The organism is Alteromonas gracilis (assembly GCF_043642145.1).
Taxonomy (GTDB): Bacteria; Pseudomonadota; Gammaproteobacteria; order Enterobacterales; family Alteromonadaceae; genus Alteromonas; species Alteromonas gracilis_B.
Map to the genome: position 1 here is coordinate 632684 of NZ_JBHZRZ010000002.1, position 19046 is coordinate 651729.

The window sequence follows — 19046 nt, forward strand, 5'->3', positions numbered from 1 at the left end:
CTTGTAAACACGACCTAAACAGAAACGTTAAAAGTGAAATACGACAATTTCTTTTGCAGCCCTTTTAATTTCCAATGGCATGCGAAATAAAGCTGTTTGTAGGCATAGCGTATCTTTTGCGTTAAACGAATAGTAAACCGTCCATCACTGGTGACTTTATCTAACGACTTGGCTTTCGGATAGCTGATGGCTGGCGCGCTTTTTATGTGGGCAAAGCCGTGCTGAGTTTTCAGCCGCAATGCCACGCGAGCCTCAATTTGCTCTGGTGTACGCAGCGCGTAATGGCGACAGATAGGCGTATATTTCGCCATAGAATTACACCAAGCAGGAATACGGCCCGACATTGATTCAGGCCATGCCCGTGCGCTGCTGTTCTTGAAGAAACGCTGCTCTTTCCAGTTTACTAAATAGTGTTTGCGTCTTTGGGTAATAGAAAGCGATGTGTCTTCGTCTTTGTACTGCGCCATATCTTCATCAGTAAAATAGAACTGCGCCTGCCACACACACATTGCGCTGTTTCCTTTTGATGCAGCTTTGGTAAGCGCTTTTTTCGGTGATTCAGTTAACAGCTCGTCTGAATCTAGAATGTACCACCAATCGTCGTCACCGTATTCTGCATGGTGTGCGTTGTACACGCGGTTACGCAGCTGATTTTTGTAAGGCTCAGCCGTTTGTCCGAAAATAACCAGCTCATGAAAGCGCGATGCCATTTCGTTCACTAATTCCCAAGTACCGTCGGTAGAATTATTATCAAACACATAAATTCTATGGCAGAACTTCATGGCGTTAAGCAGCGTTTCTTCAACAATATCGACTTCATTTTTTACCAGCATAATTGCATTGATTTTCATGACTGATATTCCTTCTTAAATACTGAAAACATATTGGTCAGTGTGCTTTTGGTATTAAGCACATGCGCAAGCGCTTTAAGCACTGCGTAGCGTGAGAATCGATGCTTGCATGCCGGCATACGTAATATAGACAGTGCCGTTGCATATTTGCCGCGCAAAATATTTTGCTTCGCAATAAATAGCCCATGGGTTGCACAATATTTCTGAATACTGGCTTTTAGCGTAGGCGATACCGAGGCATTACCTAATGCATCGTGTAAGCGCATAGCAAATGGACATACCTGCACTGGGATTAGGCGGTCCATTGCACGGTTACACGCATCGCGATGGTAATGAACATGAATATTGGGGCTGTACGCAATAGCGTTATGTAGTGCAGCGCGTGCAAAGAAGTCCTGATCTTCGCCCATCGGCTCATTAGCCGGAAAACCGTTTAACTGATTGAAGAACGCTTTCTTAACTACCGTTGAAGACACCATGAAAGGCAGGTCACCCCGCGAAGCAATATCAAAATAGTTAGTAAGCTGATAGCCTTCAGGCGCAACACTGTCTAGGACTATTTTTGCGTCAACTACGCGCCCGCCTTCTTCAACGCATTGGTAGCGTGTTGCGAACAAGCCACAATTTCCAAACTGCTGAATTAGCGTATAAATTTCTGTGGTAAAAAAGGGAAGCCATTCATCATCGGCGTCTAAAAACGCAACATAGTCTGTTGTTGCTGCCGCTACGCCATTATTTCTGGCTACTGAAACCCCCTGATTGGCCTGCTCTATAATTACAAGGTTCTCTATACCAAGCCCGCGTACTACGTTAGCACCACCATCGTTTGAACCATCATCAACAACGATTATTTCATCAACCTTGGTGTACTGATTTAGAACGCTTTGAAGCGTGCGCTCTATATGCTGAGCCTTGTTATAAAGTGGAATTACCACTGACAATGTTGGTGTTTTCATAATGCAAACTCCCAATTTAGCTGTGCTTTTTGAACCGCTGATTCAACCGGCATAGACGCTGTTTTCTCGTCTAAATCGACTATAGATAAGATGGCGTCAAGAATTGACTGCGCGCTACAGGAAAAAGCATTAAGTTGATACTTTTCCGGCACGCCAATTTGGTTACTCCACGCTTCGCTTTTTGGGTGATAATGCAAAGACACGGATGGCGTGTTTGCAAGATAGGCAAACACATTGCAGTGTAGTCTCATTCCCACCACCACTTTAAATTCACGCATCAGAGATAGCGCATTAAACGGATTGGGGTTGTACCCTACGAAGCGAACGGGTATACGATGGCCAATGGCTTGTTGAAGACGCACTAATAAACCATCATCGCCGTGAACATTGTGCCCATTGAAGCTAATTAACGTTACGTCTTCTTTGGTTTGGTACCATAAAAGCTGAACCGCTCGCGCTAGTGAATCAATTAGCTTTTGTTCACAAGCAACGTCGCGACTTCCCATAGCATCGATAACGAGTGGGCATAAGTTAATTGCTAAGCCTTTGCGCGGTACTGAAGTAGTAAGCGAACTATTTGCAGCAATCATTGGTGCAAGGTCGAACGCTTCTATAATGTTTGCGCTTGGCGCAATTGAGGTTGCAAGGTCATAGCTTGCTTTGTCTCGTGTTGCTACCAATTCACAGGCATTTAAAAAGCGTGTGCAGGCTTTTTCATCTTGAAGGGTTCTGAACGCTTCAATACCTACACCTAATGCATAGCCTTTTTTCTCTGAACTTAGCGCAATAAGATGACGTTTTAAATCAAGATCTCGCGCGCTGTGAAGCACAGAGCCACCACCAAATACTACCCGCTTACTGCGCACGGCATTTGCGTAATGAATAAGTCTATTTTGACCGGGAAAGCGCGGCGTTGAATGTAAACGCGCAACGTCGATACTGCTGTCGAAAGTAACGGCTTTAGCATTTGACGATACCAACACACGCTTGTGACCAAAATACGATTTAACACCTTGGATGGTCGCAGCTAACAGTGCGTCATCCCCGGTATTCTGCATACCGTAATAACCAACAATATATGATTCGTACTTACTCATTTCTTTCACCATTACTTGCGTAAGTTAACTTAGTGCGAAACAGCAACTCGCTTTCGTACTCATACAACAGCAAAGCCTGTACCAAACCAACATTAACCATAAAAATCAGAAAGTTAACCCAATTCAAAGATATTCCAAGGGAGGTTTAATGCAGTTTAAGAGTAGGGATTTTCATTTTGCATATTTAGAAATATGCAGATTGCAAATGAGGCTATACAGCCTCACGACGTCGAGGATTCAATGCTGCGCCAATCATAAATAGCGCAGGCCAAATAAGATTGGCGAGAATTTCAAGATTTTCAAAGAAGCTGTAGCCTATAATCACCACAATCATGCCAAGGGCAAGGTAGGCGCTCTTGTCTGTTAAGCTATTAATTGCAAGGGCGATAACGGTAGTAATAAGAGGAATGGCTAAACACAATAGTCCGATAAACCCTTTCACAAAAAGTAGGCCATACCAGGTGTGATGCGAACCAATAGGCATACCTTCTACTGTTATCGGGCCAGGTTCAACAATGCCATGCCCAAAGAACCACGCTTCCGCCTGCCAGCGCTGAAGCGCAATGTTGGCTAGCGTTTGGCGAACCTGAGTAGAGGCAGGCCGTGACGCTTTAACTTCTTCATAAGTATTTAAAACTAACTCAATAAGCGGTAAACCAAGTGTCAGCACCATTGGAATAACAACACCTAATACAATAAAAAACCAAGGCTGCTGTACAAAACGCTTCGCCATAATGAAGGGAATAAGGAACAAAAAAACTGCCCAGCCCGCACGAGACTGACACAAAAGGCACATAACAGCGCATCCGATTATGCCTTTTAATCGCCAAGAGGGGTCATCCTCTTGCACACAGACTAACAATAAGAGGCATGAGAATAACCCAGCTGCCGGTGCCCATGGCGTGAAAAACGCCCAGCGTCCACCACCGGTTTCCGGATTCATACCGTATAGCGCAACAGTGAAAAAGCTATCGCCCGGGCCCCCTACGGCTTTAAAGGGTGAAAGAAACAGCTCGCCTGAAAAGCCAGTAAGATAAACAATAAAGGTTAGCGCGCCAAAAATGGCAGAGTGGTAACCCACAATACAAGCACCGCGTATTAATACGGCTTTTTTCACTTCGGTAACCGCGCCTAGCCAAATGAAAAGTGGAATAAGCGCCCAACCTTTCATCCAACCAATGCTCGATTTAATGGTTTTTGGGATACCCAAATGCCAATCGGCATGACCTATCCAAAGCACCACCAGCATGCCGAGCATGGCAATAGTCCAGATGTAGCTAACTATTGGCGTGCTCTTATTTTCTCTTTGCCCTTCAACAAACCAGCGCAGTACAAAGGTTGCAAATATAACCCAGCCAAGAAGCGAGCCGACAACATAAGTTGTTCCTAGTAAATAGATTGGATAGGTGAATACCAGCGCCCACCAAACTATTTTCTCTTCAGCAAGGCTGATAGAAGTGCTTCGCGCTTCCATACAATCACCAAACCTATAGTAAGAAAAATTGCGCCCATAACACCGCCAACAATGGCTAAAAGCGCTTTAGGACTTGAAGGGTCAACCGGAACATCGGGCTGTGTCAGCATTTGTATAACAGGGTAAGAGGCAAATACGTCAGATTTATTAGCTTCTAATCTTGCCGCTGCCGAGGTAAATACTGCGTCAGCCATATCGAACTCTCGCTGAAGACGCGACAACTCTGCCACTTCACGGGCGTATATTTTTAATCGGCCTTCCATTTCTTCAATGGACAAACGCAGCTCGTTACTTTTGGCTTTAAGCCCTTCTCGTTGCGCTTGCGCCTCCACAAAGTCAGAAAACAACTGTGCACGGCGTGGGTTATTCTCAAGGTTAATTGCCATAAACTGTTCAACGGTTTGCATACCTGTAAGCTCAGTGCCACGTGCATATAGCTTTTCTCTGGCTGAAACATTCCGTTTTTGTGCTGCAATTACCTTAGGATGCTGCGAGCCCCACTTTGATGAGTAATCTGAAAAAGCGGCGGCGCTTAAGCGTAACTCTTCATAAAAGCCCAAAAACTCAGGGTCTGATTGAAGCGTAAGTGCACGAGCGGCCATTGAAGAAGTAATGCCCAAGTCAGTCCCCATTTGACGTATAAAGTCATTCATTTCTTGCAACTCAGATTGAACGTAAATGTGCTTTTCACGCACCGTGGCTAGCGTTAACGTTAACTGCGTCATTTGCTCAGGCGATATCAAAAATGAACGTTCTTGAAAGTCTAAAATGTTAGCTCTGCTTTTATTGGTTTTTTGACGATAGTCTTCAAGTACGCTTTCAATGCTCTCATCTCTTTTGGCCACTTCGTCAGCACGCAACGCATTTAACTCGTCTTGCAGCGCTTTATAAAGTGCCTCTAGTTTTGCAGAAGCCACTTCAGGCGTATCGGCAGAGATAGTAACTTCAAGAATAGAAGTTTGCTCGGTTAGTGTTACTTTTGGCTCACCGAACTGTTGTATGCTTAGCCCAAGCTGGGCGGCTGCATTGGCAATAATACGTCTGCTTGAAAGCATAACCTTGTAGTTAACGCGCGGGTTAAACCCTCGCGTGCCAAAGGGAGTAGCAGTTTGAGAAACAACTTGGCCAACATCGTTAAGGCTAACATTGCTTGAGTTCCCCGTACCTGGTAAGACAAGTTCCATGTTACTTGTATAGCGACTAGGGCTCGCAATGTAAGTAGAAACAAGCAGCGCAATAAACACATATGCACAAAGAATGATGGCCAAATAAGGTTTCTTAGTTACGCGATACACTTTGCTTCTAAATCGTCCGTAAGCGTTTTGAACAACAAGCGATTGACACATAACGCCTCCTTATAAAATCGCGAAGGGCAAGAAAATATCGGCAACCGTCTTCACTACATCTTTAACATTGGTAACGGTTGAGTCGTAGCACGCAATGGCATCGTTAGGCATCAAATAGGGATTAATGTCCTCTCGCTCTGAGCTTCGCATTAAGTCCTCTATCGAGCGTTGGATTACTTGCGTTTCTTCGGTGATAGGGTGCTTACTCACCAGAAGTACAGAACGTGGAGCGTTCGTCCATACTTTTCCGCCAACGCAGTTCGCTGATATTGCCGCCTGTAACAAGCGTGTGCCGTAGGGAATATTGGTTGAATATCGGCCTACTGCCGCAGCTGCGTTGCTTTTTGCAGAATCGATAAGGTTAGACATAAATACACGAAATCCCTTTGGTGTTATTTGACTGGGCCTGACTAGGTATGGCTGGAAGCAGCCCGTACTAGGTACAATTACGCGATCGCCAGAAATTAATGGGTAATCGATGACCGAACGACCTGTAAGTACACCGGTCATATCTACTTCAACCTGCCAACCATTTCGAATAAGAATAACTTGGTCGAGCTTTGCATCTGGGCGTATGCCTGACGCCGCGCGAAGTGCTTCAGACAACAAGCGCTTGGTAGCAAAATCGCCGCTGGCTTCAAATTGCTTATCTAATGTGTTGTGTCTATTTCTTGCGTTAATTTCAACGCGCCCTGGTTGGAAAACCGCGCCTGTTACGTGCACGTCGATGCCTGACAAGTGCACAACATTCACCACGGTTGTGGCAGTAGCTGGTTGAAAAATATTCGCTTTAATTAGGGCTAGCTCAATGTCTTTAGCTACAGCATGCGTTGCTCTGCCTGCCGCCATAATCGGTGCAATTAGCGGTAAAGACACATAGCCGTGTAGGTCAAGAACGTACTGCCCGTTAAACCCTTCACCATCTTCAATGGCTACATTGATAATATCGCCAGGGCTTAATGGAATTACCTGCGCCTTGCTATCGGTGGTTAACCACTGCGCAGGCAGAATGCTATTGTTTAACGCCAGTGGTTGATCTACGCGATAATTTAGCGGCGCAGCAAAATTTTTGCGATCGCTGCACGAAATGTCAGTAGAGAAAGTTGGTGTTGGCGCTGCAGCGTGAACAACATTAACGCCTCGGTCGTCTGGCTGGCCATAAAAGTTGTTTGGTTCATCATCTTGGCTGCTGCGCTCAGGCGTGCTGCCGCATGCTGTTAAGCCAATTGTTATCAATATACTTAATGAACTTACTGCAATACGTTTGATCATTACCCTCTCCTGTAGCCAACAACTTTCGTGTTTAAAGCGTTGTCGTGACAACTTCCACGTTAGGTACTAACTTCTCTTGGAACGCTTCATTGCAGTAATATTGCAGCAACCATTCCAACTTTTAAGCTTATGATTTATATATATTTATTTTTTTAACGACAATGTTTTTGCTGATTTGCAAAATGCATATTCGCATTTTAAAAACCGCATGATTTAGCGTAAATTCGTTGAGAAAGAGAAAGGCGGAGCAAAAGAAAATGCGCTACGCAGCGCATTTTCACTCTTGGTTTAGTAAGAAATGTTTGAGGCTTCATTTGGCAATAGTTAGTAAATGCCTAAATATGAAACGCACCTTTGATTAATATGCGCCTCTTGCAAAAATAACCGCAGGTACTGTGGCAAACAGTATTTTTACATCAAATAACCAGCTTTGACGTTCGATATAGGTGTTGTCTAGCATCATTTGTTCTTCAAAGGTGGTATCTGCACGTCCAGACACTTGCCACAAACCCGTTAGCCCCGGCTTGCGGTGTAACCGCGAGAGCGTGCTCTTTTCATACTGAACATATTCTGTTGTTAAGTGCGGTCGAGGTCCAACCAACGCCATATCGCCAAGAAGCACATTAATTAACTGCGGCAGCTCATCGACAGAGAACTTTCTAATAATGCGCCCCACACGCGTAATTCTTGGGTCGCTGTAGCGCTTTTGGCATATGCCTTCTCTATCGCTTTTCATTTTAGCGGCTATCGCCCATTGATAAGCGTCTGGCGTATACATAGAACGAAATTTAAAGCACCTGAATTGTCGCCCTTGCTCACCAACGCGAAGCTGAGAAAATATAAGTGGCCCTCGGCTTTCTGTTTTTATTGCAATGCAAACAACTAAAACAAGCGGCGCTAATACAATAAGAACGCCAAGTGCCATTAATTTTTGGAACCACATAGGCAAGCCTTTGTGATTCGAAGGCGTTGTGTTGATGAATGGTATGAATTTATTCATTATCTTGCTCCTGAAAAACGTTTGTTTTGCACAAATACGTGATAAAGAAATTCAGGTATGCCCATGACATAGCGTTCAAATTTGGTCACAGGCTCTTGAGTTAATCGAAAAAGCCACTCTAAGCCGTGTTTTCGCATTAAAAGTGGCGCGCGTGGAATTGCACCAGAGAAAAAATCGAACAGGCCGCCCACGGCCATTACAGCCTGACAGTCAAGCGCACTGGCGTATTGGTCTACCCAACATTCCTGTATAGGAGTACCCATAGCTACCATCACAATATTGGCCTTCGATTTATTAATTTTGTTAATTAAAGCTGGCATGTCTTTATCACTGACAAATCCATGGTGGGTTCCCGCAATCTTCAACCCCTTAAATTGCTTTTTAAGGTTTTTGGCAGCTTTCTCTGCCACCCCAGGCTTTGCGCCAAACAAAAATAACCGCTTACCTTTTTGTGCCGACTTTTGACAGAGCACGGGAAGTAAATCCGTACCGTTTACATTATCGATAAGCTCGGTTCCGCACTTCTTTGCAGCTATTCGCATTCCTATACCATCAGCGAAAAGGCTATCGGCGCGCATTAGTATGTCGCTAAGTTCAGCGTATTTGCAGCAAGAGTTTACGGAATGCGCATTGACAAAGTAATAAATGTGAGGACGAGAAGACGCTGATAGATTGGTAGCGTTAACCACCTTTTCTGCCGCCTCATTCAAGGTGGTATTTTCTATCGGCAAACCAAGAACATCAATTTTGTTATCATTTAGGTGTAGCGTTAAATCATTCATATTGAGTACCTCTTTGAAGATAAGAGACACTCAGCAATTAACTGACCAACTGATTTAAGCCATAAAAATCATAACCTTATAGAAATCTCATTGAATTTGTAAATTTGCAATTTTCAAAATGATTTGCAAAATAAAAATTCATTCAGCGAAATTGAGGGTAGTATTTTAGAATTTTTTGAAGCGTTTTTTGTGTTGCGCGGTTCAGCATTTTTTCACGGCGCTTACGAGGTAAAAGTTTTGCTCCCCACCATAAGGCTCGCGTAAATCTACTCATAAATTTGTGGATTACATTGCGTTTTTTACTGGTTCTAAGCGGGCCAAAGTTAATGTGCCTTATGTAATCGTTCAGGCCTTCGTCAGCCGTATTGTTCCAGCGCCTAGACAAGGTTTCGATGTAGTTAGCATTTTCTGCAACGGTAATTACGCTGTCGTTTTCCCCCCACCCCACGCTTTCTTTCTTATCCAAAAAGCGATGTTGAATAACACTTTGAATAAACAACTTTGCGTTATTGTCATTTCTGACCAGTATCACGCCACTGTTATAGTCGCCAGAATATCCACGTGCTAAATACACGCTATTTTGACTATTAAACGCGGTGCGTATATCGGGAGCATCGGGTTGTACTAAAGCATCTGCATCTAAAAAAAGTACGTGCTGATAACCGGCATTTAATGCCTGTTGCAGTAGGTATATTTTCAGCCAGCAGCATTCTACGCCTAAGCTAGAAAAATGAGGTTTTACAACCGATACATAGTCGCACTGCAAGCGCGAGGCGTAAGCACGATGACTTTCTAAATAAGATTTATACAGCAGCTCGTAACCGTTTAGCGCAAGGCTGAATATCAGCATTGATGCTTTAGCGTTTTTGTCTTGCTTGTTACTGCTCGAACTCTTTGACTGCATTTACTTGCCTATATTACTAATACCTAATTCATTGCTAGCCCGTGCCTAATGATCAAACACGACATTCGCTGCACTTTTGAAGCCAACACGCGCACTTTTATTCATACCCTTCCCTATGTTTGAATGCTTTTTTACTTTTGCAACTTGCTAATAAAAACCCATTGCAACTTGCTAACCAATTTATAAAAAGTAGCATCAAAACACAAAATAACAATTAAAAACAACAACATAAAAAATGGCATATTAATCGCTACGTGAGGTTACTCAATGTTTACGAGTGAAAACTGAGGACCGTGTTATGAATCGAAATAAGCTAATTCCTATCCTAATGAGTATTGCGTGCTGTGGTGCAATAGGCGCAAATAATGCAGCGGCCGTTGAACAAGTGAATGGCAAATATCAATGGCAATTCTTTACTGAGAAACCGTGGCCAGAAGGCTATAACCAAGCTACGGGGAAACCTGAAGGGCTTACCTATGCGCGCAATGAGTATCCCAAGGACTTTTTTAAGCGTATTAAAAACGCACTGCCCGAGTCTGAAGTAAACGAAGCATTTATGACAGACAGCGACGGCGCAACTATTCACCTTACCGAAGAAGCTGAAGTGTTTATTACCTTCATTCATGAAGGCGCTGGCTATAAAAATAGCTTTGGTTATTTTACGTTCGACAGAAATAATCCACCGCAAAGCAAAGAAGAAATTCAAGAAACCATTGTTTTTCCGAACCTTTCATATCCACATCTAACGAATGGTCACCGCGTTAGTATAGGTACGTTTCCAGCTGACACCAGCATAGGTTTCTTTATCGCTGCAAACGGCTTTTGGTATTGGACAGGTGTAAAAGACTTCGCTATTCCTTACTACTACTCGCTAAGCCACTTAAATCCAGAGAAAGATGAGTCGCTGAAGCAGCATATGGTATTACTGTTCGATGAGGAAACCGACGAGGCAGTGCTAGGTTTTGAGGATCTACCTCGTACGTGGGGTGACAATGACTTTAACGATGCACTATTCAGCGTAAAGGCAACGCCTGAAACAGCAATTGAAACAGCTGATTTAGTGGCAATGCCAAGTGCTAATGACAGCGACGCCGACGGCATCGATGACGGGCAAGACGAGTACCCGAACGACTACCGCCGTGCAAGCACTAGCTTCTATCCATCTTCGTCAGAATACGTGACGCTGGCATTCGAAGACAACTGGCCTTACAAAGGCGATTATGACATGAATGACCTTGTTATTCGTGAACAGCTGCAGCTTATCTACAATGCCGATAACAAGATAACTGGCTTCATTATTAACGGCTTTATTGATGCCAGAGGCGGTTCACATGCCAATGGTTTCGGTCTTCGTTTACTTAATTCTTCACCCAATTACTTAGACTCAGCAACGCTTACTATCAATGGCAAGACCTACAACAAAAGCGCCGAGAAGTGGCAAGACGACTTGGTTATGCAGGTGTGGGGAAACAGTAAAGCCTTCACAAACACAGGCGCATCTGGCAAGTGTTCTCACTTTAATACGGTGCCAACGTGTAATCGCTTTGATGCCGTTCCTTTTACGTTTGATGTGCGTCTTGCGGTAGACCTAGACACCCTTTATCACTCTGAGTTGGACTTCTTTATCTTCAGAAGTAACAACCGAGGTCACGAGGTGCACTTTGCAAACTACCCCCCCACTAACCTTGCTAACAAGCACTACTTTAACCGCGGTGAAGACGATAGCGACTCAACTGCTGGCCGCTACTACGTTAACGAGCAAAATCTACCGTGGGCGCTGAAGCTTAACGACACCTGGACATACCCAAGAGAATATATTGATGTTCTGTGGGCATATCCAAGCTACGAGCAATGGGTTGAGTCATCAGGCGTCGACCAGAACCAGTGGTACAAAACAGTTGTTAGACCACACCATGTATTTAATAAGTAAGGAGCCAGTTATGAAAAACGCAAAAATTGTATCGGTTATGGGTTTATCGCTACTTCTTGCCACCAGTATGTCGGCAGCGGCCAACCAAAAAGCAGGTCGTTCGACAGAGCTAACCGTAAGCCCAACATTTGACTTTAGCAGTCACAAACAAATGGTGTTAGACGTTAGCGTTGCTAATAGTACAGAAAGAACTGACATTACCGTTTACCTGCAGCCAGAGCACAAACGCTCACGTGTTTTAGCCAGCAGTATTTTGTTTTCGGGTAAAACAGATAAAAGCGGCTATCTATCTCGAGGCGTAGAAGTACCCGCTCACATAGAAACTTTATACGTTGAAGCTAAAAGTGACGGTACACCAAAGGAACAGACGGTAGAAGTGGTTCATGACTCCAGAGTGTCGGTGAATTTTTAAGGTTCACTTACAGGGTAGCTGAACTCCTTTTGCCCCTGTTTTGGCGCCACACATTTCTGTGTGGCGCCTTTTGAGTTTCCGTCGTTGCGATCTTGTCAGAACGCGCTTTCAAAAAGTACCATTATGCAAACCTAATGCGGCCTTAACCGTTAAGCGGAGCTAGGTTGCATATACTTGCCCTTGAGAAGCGTTTAGGCGTTAAGTTGATAGAAAGGTCTAAGGTACAGTCTTTCCCCACCGATATTGGCAAAACGTATTATGAGCGTTTGCGCCATATTACGGCACAAATGGATAAGCTAGAAAACGAGATAGCACAAAGCAGCAGTGCGCCAACAGGGCTTCTTCGAGTAAGCTGCCCCGTAGACTTTGGGTCTTGTTATGTTGCTCCGTGGTTACATGAGTTTCAGCAAGCCCATAGCGCGCTTCGTATTGAGTTAATGTTAAACGATCAGAAAGTAAACCTGACCGAAGAAGGTATAGACGTAGCCATTCGCGTTGGCACCCTTCCCGACTCATCATTGCGAGCCCGACATTTAGGTGACATGGGCGTGTCAATTGTAGGCTCAAAAGACTATCTTGAAAAATTTGGAACGCCTACCACACCTGACGATTTAAGCGACCACCAATTTGTGCTGTACCAATGGTTACAAAAACCTACATCGCTTGTATTAAAACAAGGAAAGCGCGCACAGCAAGTTCAAATGAAAAGCGTATTTTCGGTAAATAATGTGGGAGCCATTATGCAAGTAGTAAAGCAAGGTGGCGGCTTACATTACGCGCCAACATGGTTTTTAAACCACGGCAACAATGCAGAAGGTCTCGAGGAAGTACTCACCGACTGGGAGAAGCCGTCTTTTCCTGTACACGCGCTTTACGCCTCGCCTTCTACACAGTTAGTACCTGCAAAAGTGTCAGCGTTTATTAATATGCTCAAACAGAAAATGGCCCAACTTACGCTCTCCTAATTACCTTGTATCTTCGTGCAACGCATTTTTACCAACACGCCTTTCCATTGTGTTAAAACGACGCGCCAACCCGTGTGCCTTAGCGCAATCACGCAAGCTATAACCTTGCCATCAGCGAAGCGAATCAACCCACGCAATTAACCCCAGTGAAAAGTTTTCAAATAGGTTTATACCTAGCCACGACTTTAGCAGATACAACACGAGCATTACTGCGACGGTAAACAGCATACAAAAGCATGTGATAAGCAGTAGCAGCATTCCTGTAGCGGCAGACTTTTCGCTATTTGATAAAGAACGTCTGTTTTTACCCGCAAGAAATACCAGATAAAACGTCCAGGGCAAAAATGGCAGTTTTACTGTTGTGCGGGCATCCACGCTATGAAGGCGGCCGTTGCGCAACCCAACCACTCGGCTAAGGGCGTGCAGCTGCTCTAGGCTAAAACTTTGTGCTATATGAGGCTCCATGCGCTGTAGCAAATTTTTTACCGCCGGATCGTTTAATGGGTGCGCTTGTTTTACTTTCTTTTTCATAGCACAGCCTTTAGTAGGCGCTGCTTACGTCGCTCAAGCATATGTAGTACTGCACCTTCACATGCGCTATACAAACGCCCTGGCAATGCGCTAAGCAACGCACTTGCAACGGTGATGAAGGTTTTTTTAGGTTCTTCAGTAACGATAGAAGCGTCAGATTTAAACGCTTTGTACAAATAGCAGATAGCATCACTTGTACTTCTGCTTTGTACAGCACGGCGCGCTAAATAGCGATATTGATATGCTCGCGCTTTTTTATACAAAGGTGCCACTTTAAAAGGCGCTGACGCTAAATGCTTCTGCATACAGTACTCCCATGCGCGAAACTGTTTAGCTAAGTTCGCAGAAAGCCCGTTGGCATTAATCCGATACAGCGTTAAAGGCTTAGCAATGCCTTCAATCTTGTAATTCGCATTTAGCGCGCAGTAGATCCAAAAATCAATGTCTTCAGACTGGCGCATTGCTTCATCGAAAAAGCATGTGCGTCCAGAATGATGACGAGGTAAAGCAATGGATAACTCATCTAGCATTGCCTTGCGAATAACAGGCGCTGAACCATTACCTATAGGATTTCTGCACATTACCGTCTTAAGTGAAATATCTTCAAGCTTAGGAAATTGACCTAATCCGTTGCGTTTTCCCTCTTCGGTGATAAACAATGAAGGGCAATAACTAATGCCTACCTCTGGGGAACGTTCTAAATGCGCCACATGCTGAGCAATCTTTTCTGGCAGCCACAGATCGTCTGGATCAAGAAGCGCAATGTACTTTCCTGACGCATGTGACATTCCAGTATTACGCGCGGCAGACAAACCCTGATTAGCTTGATTTACAAGCTTGATCCGAGGGTCGTCAAATTGCTCGACAATATCAACAGAGTTATCCGTACTACCATCGTTCACGCAAATAATTTCTAAGTTTGAATAGGTTTGTTGCTTAACCGAAAGCAGCGCAAGTTCTACGTATTTCTGCATGTTGAAAATGGGCATAACAACAGAGACCAGTGGGGTATTCATAATACGCTCCTTAAAGCTGACTAAAGCGGCTATCGCCTGTGTTCAGACGAGGTTTATATTGATAGAAAAAAATCAGTAGTACGGTAACGGCATTGCTAAGCAACATGCAGCTCGCCAGCTGCATTGGCGATTGCGGAGCTATGCCAAAGAGCACCGCGGCAGTGGTGAGTAAAAGCAACAGTCGAGCAGCGCTTTCTTGTTTATATAGCCCGAGTGCCCTTACCGCCGTATTTTGTATTTCAAATAAAAGGAAAGGCGCTGCAGCAAAACACAAAACCGATACCACAGGGATAGCAAGCGCCCATTTGTCACTGAAAAACATAGGAATATATACGGGTGCAAGTACCCCCTGAATAACAAATGCGCTTGCAATCACAACGCAGGCTAACACTAGCTTTGCCGATAGCAGTGAACTATGATTTTCGCGCACTTTTTTACATAAGAACGGAAACAGCGCACTTGAAAAAGCGGTGCTTAGCGACTGCGTAAGCCCTACACCAGCACTTCGCGCAAACGCATACAAACCGGCAGTTTCAGGCGTAAAGACTTTGCTTGCGATAAATAGGTCTGCGTGCTGACGACTGGCTTTAAGCAGTTCTGAAACAAATAGCTGTATAGAGGTTGAAACCAAGTAGCTCAATGCATTGAAATTAACTTTGCAAGCGTACTGAGAAACTGGCGCGCGGTAGAATAAACACACCCAAAGCGCAGCAAAAACAAACTTGCCCGCCACCACAGACCATAACTCTAAAGGAGAGAAAACCAACGCGGCAACTGCAGCATTTTCCGCGATAATACATACCGCATTTCGCACGCTGAAATACTTAAACTTACCTTCTCGTTGAAGCAGAAAAACATTCACACTTACTACAGGAAATAGTAAGTAGGTAATACCCATGCATAGAATAAGCGATGTTAGCTGAGCGTTTTCATACAAAATGCCTACGATGCAGGCTACTCCGCACTGCACAGCCAACAGCAATAGTGCCAGCATCCACTGCAGTGCTTTAGCAGTTTCTGCAAACACCGTTAACTTATTCTCTGCACACTGAACTAATTGTGTTCCAGCGCCGCACCGCATGATGGTGCGAATAATTTCGTGACTTGCGAGTGCCAACATGACAACGCCAAACATGGCAGACGTCAGCTGCGAAGACAGTGCGATGATAGTGAAAAGGCGAGAAACTTTAGCAATTAGCTCTGCGCTAAGCAGCCAAGAGCTGTTACGTGCTACACCTCCTTGCGGAAACGCGCGTTTTAATTGCTGGAAGAGCTTTACAGGAACATTCATGTTTAACACCAACTGCGTTACATGAATATACTCCTCTCAACATCTGTTCCAATTTTCATCGAAAATTTAGACCTTGCAATTCAACAGGTTACAAACCAATCTAAAAGTGAGCTTAAAAGCATTCCTAAAATGCATCGCATTTTGAAAACGCGCATTTACCACTGTTGGATTTTTCGATACAAGGTTGAAGGGCTTACACCAAGCGCGTTTGCCGCTTTCACCACATTTTCTTCATAAAAGGCAATGGCATCTTGAATGGCTTTTCGTTCAATATCGGCCAATGACTGAATATCTGACTCTGAATTTATAGCAATTGGCATTTCAACCGATGGCGCTATGACTACTCCGCCAGCATCTTGCTGAATCTGCTGCCTGTTAGCAGCTTGCGATATGCCCGCATGGGAGGAAGTGACTACCTGAGAAATCTGGGCCTGCTCTACAGGTAGCTGCGAAGACAGCATGCTCGCTGTAAGCAAAGGTCCATCGTTCATCACCACACAGCTGTGTATAAGGTTTTGCAACTGGCGAACATTGCCAGGCCACGAGAACTGTCGTAATAAGGTTTTTGCGTCGTCTGAAAAGCCTGAAAACATCTTACTTTCCTCAGACATATAGCAACGCATAAAATGATTGGCGAGTAACAGTACATCGTCGCCTCTTTCCCGTAGTGGTGGTAAATGAAGCGCTATTACATTCAGTCTATAAAATAAATCTTCTCGTAAGTGGCCGTCTTCAATGGCCTTTAATGGCGCTCGATTCGTAGCAGCTATAAACCTTACGTTTACTTTTTCTAATTTTCCCGAGCCCACTCGCTGGAAGGTGCCAGTTTGAATAAAGCGCAAGATTTTCGCTTGCAAGCCCATGTCCATCTCACCGAGTTCATCGAGAAACAAGGTGCCGTTGTCAGCTTGGGTTGCTGCGCCATCTCTATTAGAAACCGCACCAGAAAAGGCACCTTTTACATGCCCAAATATCTCTGACTCCATCAATTCAGATGGAATTGCCGCGCAATTAAGAGCAATAAAATTATCATGCTTTCGCTTACTTAAATTATGTATTGCTTGGGCTGCTACTTCTTTACCAACGCCACTTTCACCAGTAATAAACACCGAAGCACTGCTAGGCGCTGCTTTCTCTATGATGGAGTAAACGTCTTTTAGCGCCTTTGACTCACCTATAAACCCTTCTACCGCTCTTTTTCTGCGCGACTCCGCTTTTACAAGCGCCGTTTTTAACATACTTCTTTCAACCAGCACTCTGCGCATGGTTACCGCTTGTTCTAAAACAAGCTCAAGACGCTTGTCATTCCAAGGTTTTTTCAAGTAACTCCAAACGCGCGCTTCGTTAACAGCCTCAAGTACTTGGTCGGCATCGCTGTGCGCGGTAAGCATTATGCGAATGGTCTCTGGTGCAAACTGCATAAGTTGCTTCAAAAACTCTGTACCACTCATGCCTGGCATCGATAAGTCACTGATAACAATGTCGTACGTTTTATCTTTGCATTTCTCTAAGCCTTCCATGCCGCTGCTTGCCGTATCAATTTCTGCGGTAAGTAAACATTCAAGGGTACGTTTCAATGCGCGTTGTACCGCACCGTCATCATCAACTAATAAAATGTCTAGTTTATCTGGCATTCAGCTAACTGCTCCATGGAATTCGTGTTTACTTTGGGCATGGTGATGGTAAAGCACGTCCCCACATTCTCCGTAGACTCAACAGCGAGTGTACCGTTGTGGGCATCTATAATATTTTTAGATATTGCTAAACCTAGTCCCGTTCCTTCGCCAACTGGCTTTGTTGTAAAAAAAGGTGAAAATATTTTTTCTAAATTCTCTTCACTAATTCCCACCCCACTGTCTTTTATTGACACAAAAAAAGAGCCGTCAGACGCACCTACCGACACCACAACGCTGCCATTATTTTTTGAAGTAGCGTGCAGAGCATTAATAATAATATTCAACACAACTTGCTCAAGTTCGCCTCGATTGGCATTAACCATCGCCTTACCTTCAAAAAGTTCAAGACGTAACGTGTGTTTGTATTGTTTGCTATATGATGCAATTTTAGCTGCGTGAGAGGCGAGCTCATTTAAATCGACCGGCGTTAACTCAGTTTCACCACGATATACAAACGTACGCAGGCTATCGCTGATATTACTCAGTCGCTCGATACCTTCTAAATTATCCTGCAGTACTTCGTTAACGTTTTGCTCAATATTTTCCAGCTTCGACAGCATAGACTGAATATTTGCATCTTGAGAACTGCTATCAGACAACGCATTAAGCGACGCGAACAGGTCTGACAGCGTTTTTTTTAGGTACTTATTATTGGCAGAGATAAACGCCAAAGGATTATTAATTTCATGTGCTACGCCACTGGCAAGTACACCTAGCGAGGACATTCTATCCGCTATGGCCAGCTGTTTTTTTACGTCGATAAGTTCTTCTTGCAACTTACTACTAAGTTTAAACTTTTGCTCGGCAGACTTATCCATATTTAGCTTTTCAAGCCCCATTCTAAGTTGGGCAAGATGGGTGTCTAAAATGAATAGCATTCCCTCTTCTATGGTAGGCGTTTCAATTAACAACCCAATCCAACCAAGTCGAGACTGATCATAAGCAAAATTTGAATACACGAACCAAACGGTACGCTTGCCTTTATGTGCACACTCGTTGACGGGAACTTCCTGAATGCACCACGAATTGATGATACTGTCGATAGAGATAGGGATAAGATGTGCAATATGAATGTCGCCGTCTAGCGCACTAAGCTTCCCCTTTACCAACGGGTTGCTTTCAAGTTCACCATGACGACTAAATAAACACGTTGCATAACTTGCAGACGTAAACTCAAAACAAAGATCCAGCAGCGACTCGACAAAAGTTTGTCTACTACTACTGTTTTTGTGTTCCTGTGTCGATTTAACCAAGAACTCAATTTCAGCCTGTTTCTCAGTGCTGTAAACTATGGCGTCACGGAGCTTCTCGTTAGCCAAGTAGGTTTTCTTTGCGTAGTCATCGAGCAAGCTCTCAGCCGACTGGCGCGCCTTTCTTTCTCGCTCCAGTCGCCTTTTTAATCTTGCAACTTCATCAGTTAAGCTCACAGCTCCCTCCACAAAAGAACACTCGATAAGCTTAAGTCACTGCTTAGGCCAAATTGAGTGCAACTTTTTTTATCAGTCTAGTGCAAAAAACATCCGCAACCTACTTTTGTTGCGCG

General features: G+C 44.2%; 17 protein-coding genes. 3 read left to right on the forward strand and 14 right to left on the reverse strand.

What is annotated here, in order from left to right; all coding sequences use genetic code 11:
• Positions 1–14 precede the first annotated feature (14 nt).
• From ACHUFN_RS06830 to ACHUFN_RS06870, 9 genes are all read right to left on the reverse strand, one after another.
• On the reverse strand, positions 15–851 hold the full coding sequence (locus tag ACHUFN_RS06830; RefSeq protein ID WP_394221563.1) for a glycosyltransferase family 2 protein: 837 nt from the start codon (positions 849–851) through the stop codon (positions 15–17).
• Positions 848–1807: a glycosyltransferase family 2 protein gene (locus ACHUFN_RS06835; RefSeq protein ID WP_394221564.1), complete on the reverse strand. Its 960-nt coding sequence runs from the start codon at positions 1805–1807 to the stop codon at positions 848–850. Before ACHUFN_RS06835 ends, ACHUFN_RS06830 begins: the two co-directional genes overlap by 4 nt.
• Complete coding sequence (locus tag ACHUFN_RS06840; RefSeq protein ID WP_394221565.1) at positions 1804–2904, reverse strand: polysaccharide pyruvyl transferase family protein; 1101 nt, start codon at positions 2902–2904, stop codon at positions 1804–1806. Before ACHUFN_RS06840 ends, ACHUFN_RS06835 begins: the two co-directional genes overlap by 4 nt.
• 211 nt (positions 2905–3115) lie before the next feature.
• Positions 3116–4378, reverse strand: a complete 1263-nt coding sequence (locus tag ACHUFN_RS06845) for an O-antigen ligase family protein (protein ID WP_394221566.1) — start codon at positions 4376–4378, stop codon at positions 3116–3118.
• A complete protein-coding gene (locus ACHUFN_RS06850) occupies positions 4333–5724 on the reverse strand; it encodes a GumC family protein (RefSeq protein ID WP_394221567.1) in 1392 nt (463 codons plus the stop codon). The genes ACHUFN_RS06845 and ACHUFN_RS06850 overlap by 46 nt, the downstream gene beginning before the upstream one ends.
• Before the next feature lie 9 nt (positions 5725–5733).
• Positions 5734–6996: a polysaccharide biosynthesis/export family protein gene (locus ACHUFN_RS06855; protein WP_394221568.1), complete on the reverse strand. Its 1263-nt coding sequence runs from the start codon at positions 6994–6996 to the stop codon at positions 5734–5736.
• Positions 6997–7354: 358 nt separating this feature from the next.
• Complete coding sequence (locus ACHUFN_RS06860) at positions 7355–7996, reverse strand: sugar transferase (RefSeq protein ID WP_394221569.1); 642 nt, start codon at positions 7994–7996, stop codon at positions 7355–7357.
• Positions 7996–8778, reverse strand: a complete 783-nt coding sequence (locus tag ACHUFN_RS06865) for a WecB/TagA/CpsF family glycosyltransferase (RefSeq protein ID WP_394221570.1) — start codon at positions 8776–8778, stop codon at positions 7996–7998. The genes ACHUFN_RS06860 and ACHUFN_RS06865 overlap by 1 nt, the downstream gene beginning before the upstream one ends.
• Positions 8779–8920: 142 nt before the next feature.
• Positions 8921–9682, reverse strand: a complete 762-nt coding sequence (locus tag ACHUFN_RS06870) for a hypothetical protein (protein WP_394221571.1) — start codon at positions 9680–9682, stop codon at positions 8921–8923.
• Between the two features lie 298 nt (positions 9683–9980).
• Between ACHUFN_RS06870 and ACHUFN_RS06875 the strand changes: the two genes are divergently transcribed.
• From ACHUFN_RS06875 to ACHUFN_RS06885, 3 genes are all read left to right on the forward strand, one after another.
• Positions 9981–11612: an LruC domain-containing protein gene (locus tag ACHUFN_RS06875; RefSeq protein ID WP_394221572.1), complete on the forward strand. Its 1632-nt coding sequence runs from the start codon at positions 9981–9983 to the stop codon at positions 11610–11612.
• A gap of 10 nt (positions 11613–11622) precedes the next feature.
• On the forward strand, positions 11623–12024 hold the full coding sequence (locus ACHUFN_RS06880) for a hypothetical protein (protein ID WP_394221574.1): 402 nt from the start codon (positions 11623–11625) through the stop codon (positions 12022–12024).
• A 164-nt stretch (positions 12025–12188) separates the two neighbouring features.
• Positions 12189–12989: a LysR family transcriptional regulator gene (locus ACHUFN_RS06885; protein WP_394221575.1), complete on the forward strand. Its 801-nt coding sequence runs from the start codon at positions 12189–12191 to the stop codon at positions 12987–12989.
• Between the two features lie 111 nt (positions 12990–13100).
• Here the strand turns inward: ACHUFN_RS06885 and ACHUFN_RS06890 are convergent, their stop codons facing one another.
• The 5 genes from ACHUFN_RS06890 to ACHUFN_RS06910 all read right to left on the reverse strand — a co-directional run bounded on the left by ACHUFN_RS06890 (position 13101) and on the right by ACHUFN_RS06910 (position 18930).
• Positions 13101–13520, reverse strand: coding sequence for a hypothetical protein (locus ACHUFN_RS06890; RefSeq protein ID WP_394221577.1), 420 nt, complete (start codon positions 13518–13520; stop codon positions 13101–13103).
• Positions 13517–14536, reverse strand: coding sequence for a glycosyltransferase family 2 protein (locus ACHUFN_RS06895; RefSeq protein ID WP_394221578.1), 1020 nt, complete (start codon positions 14534–14536; stop codon positions 13517–13519). Before ACHUFN_RS06895 ends, ACHUFN_RS06890 begins: the two co-directional genes overlap by 4 nt.
• 10 nt (positions 14537–14546) lie before the next feature.
• Positions 14547–15827, reverse strand: coding sequence for an oligosaccharide flippase family protein (locus ACHUFN_RS06900; RefSeq protein WP_394221579.1), 1281 nt, complete (start codon positions 15825–15827; stop codon positions 14547–14549).
• Between the two features lie 155 nt (positions 15828–15982).
• On the reverse strand, positions 15983–17461 hold the full coding sequence (locus ACHUFN_RS06905) for a sigma-54-dependent transcriptional regulator (RefSeq protein WP_394221580.1): 1479 nt from the start codon (positions 17459–17461) through the stop codon (positions 15983–15985).
• Complete coding sequence (locus ACHUFN_RS06910; protein ID WP_394221581.1) at positions 17446–18930, reverse strand: sensor histidine kinase; 1485 nt, start codon at positions 18928–18930, stop codon at positions 17446–17448. The genes ACHUFN_RS06905 and ACHUFN_RS06910 overlap by 16 nt, the downstream gene beginning before the upstream one ends.
• Between the last annotated feature and the right edge of the window lie 116 nt (positions 18931–19046).

Coding starts and splice junctions, on each gene's coding strand:
- ACHUFN_RS06830 (WP_394221563.1), bottom strand. CDS start 851: ATGAAAATCAATGCAATTATGCTGGTAAAAAATGAAGTCGATATTGTT.
- ACHUFN_RS06835 (WP_394221564.1), bottom strand. CDS start 1,807: ATGAAAACACCAACATTGTCAGTGGTAATTCCACTTTATAACAAGGCT.
- ACHUFN_RS06840 (WP_394221565.1), bottom strand. CDS start 2,904: ATGAGTAAGTACGAATCATATATTGTTGGTTATTACGGTATGCAGAAT.
- ACHUFN_RS06845 (WP_394221566.1), bottom strand. CDS start 4,378: ATGGAAGCGCGAAGCACTTCTATCAGCCTTGCTGAAGAGAAAATAGTT.
- ACHUFN_RS06850 (WP_394221567.1), bottom strand. CDS start 5,724: ATGTGTCAATCGCTTGTTGTTCAAAACGCTTACGGACGATTTAGAAGC.
- ACHUFN_RS06855 (WP_394221568.1), bottom strand. CDS start 6,996: ATGATCAAACGTATTGCAGTAAGTTCATTAAGTATATTGATAACAATT.
- ACHUFN_RS06860 (WP_394221569.1), bottom strand. CDS start 7,996: ATGAATAAATTCATACCATTCATCAACACAACGCCTTCGAATCACAAA.
- ACHUFN_RS06865 (WP_394221570.1), bottom strand. CDS start 8,778: ATGAATGATTTAACGCTACACCTAAATGATAACAAAATTGATGTTCTT.
- ACHUFN_RS06870 (WP_394221571.1), bottom strand. CDS start 9,682: ATGCAGTCAAAGAGTTCGAGCAGTAACAAGCAAGACAAAAACGCTAAA.
- ACHUFN_RS06875 (WP_394221572.1), top strand. CDS start 9,981: ATGAATCGAAATAAGCTAATTCCTATCCTAATGAGTATTGCGTGCTGT.
- ACHUFN_RS06880 (WP_394221574.1), top strand. CDS start 11,623: ATGAAAAACGCAAAAATTGTATCGGTTATGGGTTTATCGCTACTTCTT.
- ACHUFN_RS06890 (WP_394221577.1), bottom strand. CDS start 13,520: ATGAAAAAGAAAGTAAAACAAGCGCACCCATTAAACGATCCGGCGGTA.
- ACHUFN_RS06895 (WP_394221578.1), bottom strand. CDS start 14,536: ATGAATACCCCACTGGTCTCTGTTGTTATGCCCATTTTCAACATGCAG.
- ACHUFN_RS06900 (WP_394221579.1), bottom strand. CDS start 15,827: ATGAATGTTCCTGTAAAGCTCTTCCAGCAATTAAAACGCGCGTTTCCG.
- ACHUFN_RS06905 (WP_394221580.1), bottom strand. CDS start 17,461: ATGCCAGATAAACTAGACATTTTATTAGTTGATGATGACGGTGCGGTA.